Raw genomic sequence first — 5,633 nt, forward strand, 5'->3', positions numbered from 1 at the left:
ATATAAAATAATTTATCAAATTTTAGAATCTTTCCTATGATTCTCTAACCTTTATAATTCAGAATTCAAATTCCTGAACTTGTAGCATAAAAATTTTTTTATGAAAAAAATTCATGACCGAGAATATTTTTAATGTCAATACCATAACTAACAAGAGAAAAAATCTTTTACTTTGGTGATAAAAGATGATTTTTGGTAAAAAAATTTTGATTACCGGTGGCGCTGGATTCATTGGCTCCCATTTGGTTGATAGCCTAATAGAAAAAAATGAAATTACGGTATTAGATGACTTAAGTAGTGGTAATATTCAATACATTAAGAATTATTTACAAAAGAAAAATTTTTCATTTATCAAGGGAAGTATTTTGGATAAAAAAATTGTGGAAAAGGCCGCCAAGGATATAAATATAATTATCCATGAAGCCGCGGTTGTCGGTGTCAAGAAATACATAGAGAACCCATTAAAAGTAATACTTACAAACACTTTTGGTACACACAATGTGGTGGAAGCGGCATTAAAAAAACATGTTGAGCTATTTTTACTAGCATCAACTAGTGAGGTTTATGGTAAAAATGTCAATATGCCACTAAGTGAAGACTCTGATAGAATTCTGGGCCCTACTAATGTTTTTAGGTGGTGCTATTCAACAACGAAAGCTTTAGATGAGCATATGCTCTTTGCATATCATCACCAGAATGGACTCCCAATAATAATATTGAGATACTTCAATGCCTATGGTCCAAGACAAGAATCTAGTGATTACGGTGCAGTAATACCTATTTTTATAAAAAGAATTCTTAGCGGTAAACCTCCATTAATACACGGAAATGGAAAACAGACAAGAGGTTTCACTTATATAACAGATTTAGTAAACGGTACTCTTCTTGCCTTGGAAAATGAACAAAGTCTCGGAGAAATTTTCAATATTGGAAATGAAGAAGAAATAACAATAAACGAACTGGCCAACCTAATTTTAGAATTAACCGGGAATTTAAACAAAATTAAACCAAAGTATATAACCTACGATGAATTCTACGGTGATAGTTATGAAGATACTTTAAGAAGAGTCGCAGATATCAGAAAAGCTAAAAAAATATTAAAGTATAAACCTAAAATCACTCTAAAAGAAGGTTTAAAGAAAACAATTGATTGGTACAAATCCAATTTACCAAATTTAACTAAAATAATTTAGCAAAATTTACGCAGATCTTTTTATTAAATTAAAAATCTGGATAAATTTCTCTCTTTTCTCCTGTTTGTCCTTCAAAACTTTCAAATTCTTTAAATAGTCTTAATGTTTCTTCGGCTTCCTTCTTATCTAATCTTTGTATTGCATATCCCGTATGAATTATTAAATAGTCTCCTACCTTAACATTATCCACCAATGTTATCCAAGCCTCTCTTTTTACCCCTCCAAAGTCAACAACCGCTTTTTCATCACGGATTTCGAGTACTTTAGCAGGTATTGCAAGACACATTTATTTTTTACTTCCTTTAATCCATAGTTTTTGCTTTAAGATTTCCAATTTGTTCTAATGAGTAAGATAACTTAAATCTAACGCAAATCACCAAAAAGTTATTAACTAAATGATAGCATAGAAGTGAAAAGAGGTAAGCCACTTCTCAAAATTTGGCTATGATGAGCTCTAAATAAGATCTTCTTTCTGTATTCTCCCTTGAGAGCCCCAACTTATCCAGTATTGATAGTAATTCCTCTCTTTTAGTTTCTATTTGAGAATAATCTTTAGCCTCGGATTCTAATTCTAGGAAGTTACCTAAATCTTGCACCTGGTCTATTGAAGCAATTATGTTTTCTTTTATATGAAAAATTTTCCTAGATTTATTTACATTAGCTATCGGAAAGAATCCTATTCTTAAAAAAATTTTGAGGACGGATTCAAAATTATCTACCTGAACGCCTAGCTCCTCTCTTGTTTTCGATAAGGAATCTATTTTGGGACCTTTATATGTTAATTGGACTCCTTCTACAGACTCACGTATTCTCATCGCTTCATCTGTTTCTTTAAAATTTTTTGAAGGATGTTGTAAATAGACATCTTTCTGAAAAATAGTTTTAATAAATTTTGCACAGACTTTTTTTACTAATTTTTCAGCGATCCTATCTGGATCACTTATTGGACATTTTATTTCAACCTCAATCATATTAATGCTCAACCATATTAGTAAATACATTATTAATACGACTTTTTCCTTGAAACTATCATCAGTCTAGATTATAAATTAGGCACTCATGTTAATATATAAAGTATCCGCATGTAAAAGAAATAATTTATTTTAAAATTTTCTATTTTTGTTCTATTGATACATTAGCAAGTAAAGATAATATTTCTATTAAATACCTCTAACATAAGCATTACAACCAAAAAAATTAATAATAATCTATCATTGGAATTCCTAGAATTATATGGTGAACAGCGGTGTCAGAAACTGAAATAAAAAAAGTTAGTAAAAAAGACTTTATTTTAGTTGATTTAATTGGCCGTATTAAAGAATCCGGTAAAGTATTTGAATCCACAATTCGAGAAGTGGCGGAAAAGGCGGATATTTATGATGAACGTGAGGTTTATAAACCAAGACTTGTTGTTGTTGGTTCCGGTTGGGTTCTTCAGGGAATAGATGAAGCATTGGAAGGATTGCATATTAATGAAACGAAAGCTATAGAAATCTCTCCAGAAAAAGGATTCGGTGAAAGGGATCCCAAGAATATAAAGACTCTCCCTGCCCGTGAATTTTTAAAGCAAAATGTGAAACCACGACCTGGAATGACGATACGAGTAAAAGGACGTTTAGCTACTGTTCAAAAAGTGGGTGGTGGTAGAATCCGAGTTGATATGAATCATCCGTTAGCAGGCCAAGTCTTGGAGTATGATGTGACAGTAAAGAGTATACTGGATAAAGATGAAGATAAGATAAGAGCTCTCATTGAGCGCAGAATTCCTGGTTTTGATGCTAGCAGATTTACAATTAATATTAGTGAAAAAACTGTTGAAATAATCATGCCGAATGAGTCAGTCCTTATAAATAATATTCAATTTGTTAAAATTGGACTTGTAAATGACATCTTTTCTAACTTTAGTTATGAAAGTGTTAAATTTTTAGAAATATTCGAAAAGACTATTGCTGAGCAATCTTAAGGGTTACTACTCTGAGCACTTTACCCGCTTTACATTCATCTATTTTTTCTGACACTTCCTCAACGATACATTTATCACCTTCAAATAGACCACTTGGTCGGCAGATATCTATGTGAGGACAATCGTAAAAATCACATTTTATTGGCAAATATGTGATTGTGACACCAGCTATGGCTTGCTTTGTTTCTAAAGCTGCTTGAATATTCGGATAATCGACTTCTACGACGCAAACACCATCTTCGTGAATTTTACAGGGGTGTTCTATGCTTCGAACCTCAACAATTTCATATATTCTCTTAGGTTCTAAATTTCCGATGCATACCTTATAAAATTCACAAACTTTACATAATTCGGTAGGACCAATATGCACAAATTTTGCACCTTTCTTTGCCTGTTTAACACCAACAAGAGTTAAAAAAGCGGGCATGTTTATCTCCTTGAGTTTAAAATTGTTTAAATGATTCCAGTAATTATAGCAACTTCTTCTGCTACCTTAGGAACAATTTTAATTTCATTTAGTATGGTGTATCTATCATTTCTAATTTCTTTTGCTTCAGTAATTGCTTTGATGATTATTTCGCGATCAATATGGATATCTTTGGCAGTGGTAGGAGCTCCAACGATTTTCAAAGTATCAACTATTTTTCTCCAATCGCCACCATGTAAGTACATCATTATTATTGTTCCGATTCCACATTGTTCTCCATGATAAGCAGAATTGGGTGCTATCTGGTCTAACTTATGACTAAACATATGTTCAGCCCCACTTGCTGGGCGACTTGACCCCGCTAAAGTCATTGAGATACCACTTTTAATTAGCGCCTCCGTAACTTTCTGATATCCTTTTTTAGTTCGTTTTTTTACTAGTTTAGCATTTTTAATTAGGTTTTGACCACTTTCTCTAGCCAAATTTGCAGCTTCTATATTAAATTTTTCATTTACACGTAAATGAGCCAATTCCCAATCCTTTACAGATGTGAGCTTGGATATTAAATCTCCACATCCTGATGCAGTTAATCGATACGGGGCTTTCGACACAACATCTATATCTGCAATTATTGCTACTGGCCCATTCGCTTCAATAGAAAATGGAGCGACCTTATTGATTTTTGCACGGGGAGAAGCAATTCCATCATGCGAGGCTACAGTTGGAATACTAATGAAAGGAATATTTTCTTGTGAAGCAGAGAGTTTTGATACATCTATTACACCACCCCCTCCTACACCTAGTATTATTTCAATTTTCAATTTTTTTATTTCTTTTTTAACTTGTTCAACGGTTTCTTTTGTAGCCTTCTCTATTAATTTTATGGAATATTCTATTTTTGATTCCTGCAAAGATTTACAGATTTTATTTTCAGTAACTTTGATTACCGTGGGATCGGATACTATCAAAGCTCTTTTAGAGCCACCTAAACCAAAACAAACTTCCCCCACTCTTTTAAGAGCTCCATTTTCAATTAAAATTGGATTAGGCACTTTTTTATTTGTGGAAAATTGTTGCTTCATGTCATTTTTCTCCGGTTGTCAAAAGTCATTGTTTTTTATTTTATATTATTAATTTATTAACCTTTGAGTTTTTCGCATTTCTAAAAATTAATTTTTATGAAATATCGTCATTTATAATTCTAAAATAATATCATTTAACAAGTTCTATAGACTAAGCTTGTGGTAAATTATTTTCATTATTCCCTTAAAAATGGATAGTGTCATTGTTTCATTCTCATTGGCACTCTATAGGCCATTAATTCTTTCATAGTCCAAATGTGGTCGGTTATACCTGCAGCCATAGCTGGCGTTCTGTACTCCCATTTCCTGCCCGGCCTGCTGCTCCTCACCTTCAGGCTACCATGGGTCTTAACTAGGTTGTACCAAGCCTTGTAAAGTTTGAGGTGGTTCCGGTGCTGCTTTCTTCTCTTTGAGAAGGAGAGGGTTTTCCTCACAAACCGCGCTACGCTCTGCCTCACGGTCAGGTTGTTTCTCTCAACGTAGGAGGTATTCGCCTTTCCCAACTCCTCCCAGTGGTTTGGAATTTTGTTTTGTTTTTTGTGTTTTTTAGTCTTGTGGCTTGTTATTTTCCCTTTTCTTTAGGTTTCCCTTAAAGCGCCCGGTCTATTTTTTTCACCGTTCCTCTTCTTTCTTCCCCACGCACCACCTTCCCACCCTTCCCTGATTCTTCCCCCTTTTTGAGGATTTTAGCGTATCAGCTGGGACAGCACCCCAGGACACAGGTGGCGCATACCAAATTGTGCCACGGAGGGGTTCACAACAGTAGAAAGATTTAATGATAAATAATACCATTCTTAGACTTTAATCATGAACCCAAACATCCACAGAGACGTCCAATACAAGGCTACAACCCTGCCCACGAGAACCAAGCCGACAATCAGCGTGGAGAACAAAAATCCGCTAAAAGGAACCACCGCTGGGCAAAGCAAAGGTTTCCTTCCAAAGGCGGACCACGGCTTAAACGCTGC

Annotated in this window: 7 protein-coding genes; 2 read left to right on the forward strand and 5 right to left on the reverse strand. The window is 34.2% G+C overall.

Going from position 1 to position 5,633, the window contains the following annotated elements; translation table 11 throughout:
• The first annotated feature begins 185 nt into the window (after positions 1 to 185).
• Positions 186 to 1,193: a GDP-mannose 4,6-dehydratase gene (locus ACUVXA_RS15205; RefSeq protein WP_445872130.1), complete on the forward strand. Its 1,008-nt coding sequence runs from the start codon at positions 186 to 188 to the stop codon at positions 1,191 to 1,193.
• 28 nt (positions 1,194 to 1,221) lie between these two features.
• On the opposite strand, the gene ACUVXA_RS15210 is transcribed toward ACUVXA_RS15205, so the two are convergent.
• Both ACUVXA_RS15210 and cyaB read right to left on the reverse strand, forming a co-directional pair.
• A complete protein-coding gene (locus ACUVXA_RS15210; protein ID WP_445872131.1) occupies positions 1,222 to 1,479 on the reverse strand; it encodes a HypC/HybG/HupF family hydrogenase formation chaperone in 258 nt (85 codons plus the stop codon).
• A 145-nt stretch (positions 1,480 to 1,624) separates the two neighbouring features.
• Complete coding sequence (gene cyaB / locus ACUVXA_RS15215; RefSeq protein WP_445872132.1) at positions 1,625 to 2,164, reverse strand: class IV adenylate cyclase; 540 nt, start codon at positions 2,162 to 2,164, stop codon at positions 1,625 to 1,627.
• Positions 2,165 to 2,439: 275 nt separating this feature from the next.
• On the opposite strand from cyaB, the gene ACUVXA_RS15220 reads away from it, so the two are divergent.
• Positions 2,440 to 3,156 carry an FKBP-type peptidyl-prolyl cis-trans isomerase gene (locus ACUVXA_RS15220; protein WP_445872133.1) on the forward strand — a complete coding sequence of 239 codons (717 nt, stop codon included), beginning with the start codon at positions 2,440 to 2,442 and terminating at the stop codon, positions 3,154 to 3,156.
• Here the strand turns inward: ACUVXA_RS15220 and ACUVXA_RS15225 are convergent.
• From ACUVXA_RS15225 to ACUVXA_RS15235, 3 genes are all read right to left on the reverse strand, one after another.
• Complete coding sequence (locus ACUVXA_RS15225; protein WP_445872134.1) at positions 3,137 to 3,583, reverse strand: UPF0179 family protein; 447 nt, start codon at positions 3,581 to 3,583, stop codon at positions 3,137 to 3,139. The two genes, ACUVXA_RS15220 and ACUVXA_RS15225, sit on opposite strands and share 20 nt — an antisense overlap.
• A gap of 26 nt (positions 3,584 to 3,609) precedes the next feature.
• Positions 3,610 to 4,665 carry an NAD(P)-dependent glycerol-1-phosphate dehydrogenase gene (locus ACUVXA_RS15230; RefSeq protein WP_445872135.1) on the reverse strand — a complete coding sequence of 352 codons (1,056 nt, stop codon included), beginning with the start codon at positions 4,663 to 4,665 and terminating at the stop codon, positions 3,610 to 3,612.
• 200 nt (positions 4,666 to 4,865) lie between these two features.
• Complete coding sequence (locus ACUVXA_RS15235; protein WP_445872136.1) at positions 4,866 to 5,168, reverse strand: IS1 family transposase; 303 nt, start codon at positions 5,166 to 5,168, stop codon at positions 4,866 to 4,868.
• Positions 5,169 to 5,633 lie beyond the last annotated feature (465 nt).

The organism is Candidatus Jordarchaeum sp. (genome assembly GCF_052745115.1).